1 protein-coding gene is annotated in these 944 nt (G+C 74.0%); it reads left to right on the forward strand.

All coding sequences use genetic code 11. The annotated features are described in order from the left end of the window. Window positions 1-944: M23 family metallopeptidase (locus tag G3N92_RS34515; RefSeq protein WP_206131939.1), on the forward strand; the 944-nt coding region annotated here is incomplete at both ends.

Genomic DNA, 944 nt, shown 5'->3' on the forward strand with positions numbered 1-944 from the left:
CACGCCGCCCGGCCGGTTCGCCTCGCGCTTCGCCCCCGATACCGCGCTGCTGGGCAGCGCGTCCGACGCGTTCTCGCTCGACGCGCCCGCCTCCGCGTTCGGCGCGCCGCCGGCCGCCACCGGGCTGCGCGTCGGCACGGTCGAACACACGTTCTCGCAGACCTTGCAGCAGCTCGATCTGCCGCCCGAAATCCGCATCCAGGTCGGCGACCTGATGCCCTCACAGATGCGCACCCGCGCCCCGGCGCAGCGCGGCGACCGCTACCGGGTGGGCTGGCAGAGCACGCCGCACGGCCCGCAACTGACGGCGCTCGACGTGCGCATCGCGGGCCGCAAGTTCAGCGCGATGTGGTTCCAGCCGCCCGGCGCCGCGCATGGCGCGTTCTATCTGTTCGACGGCACGCCGCTCGAAGCGGCGGCGCTGATCAAGCCGGTGATCGCCACGCGCATCAGCTCGCCGTTCGGCGTGCGCATCCATCCGATCACGCACCAGCGGCTGCTGCATACCGGCGTCGATCTGGCCGCGCCGCGCGGCACGCGCGTCAATGCGGCGGCCGACGGCGTGGTGGCGTTCGTCGGCACCGATCCGCATGGCTATGGCCGCTACGTGGTGGTCGATCATCCCGGCCGCACCTCGACGCTCTACGCGCATCTGTCGGCCTGGGCACCGGGCCTGAAGGTCGGCATGCAGGTGGCGCAGGGGCAGCGGCTCGGCGCGGTCGGCATGACCGGCGCGGCCACCGGCCCGCATCTGCACTTCGAGGTGCGCCTGGCCGACAAGCCGGTCGATCCGATCGTCGCGCTGGCCGACGCCAGCAACCGGCTCTCGCCGATGCAGCTCGACGCATTCCGCCGCGAAGTCGCCGACGTCCGCACGCAGTTCGCGGCGGCGGCCGGCCCGGCGGTGGGCGTCGCGATGCTCGGCGGCGTGCCGGCCGGCGCCG

It is taken from the genome of Burkholderia sp. Ac-20379 (genome assembly GCF_017104645.1).
GTDB lineage: Bacteria > Pseudomonadota > Gammaproteobacteria > Burkholderiales > Burkholderiaceae > Burkholderia.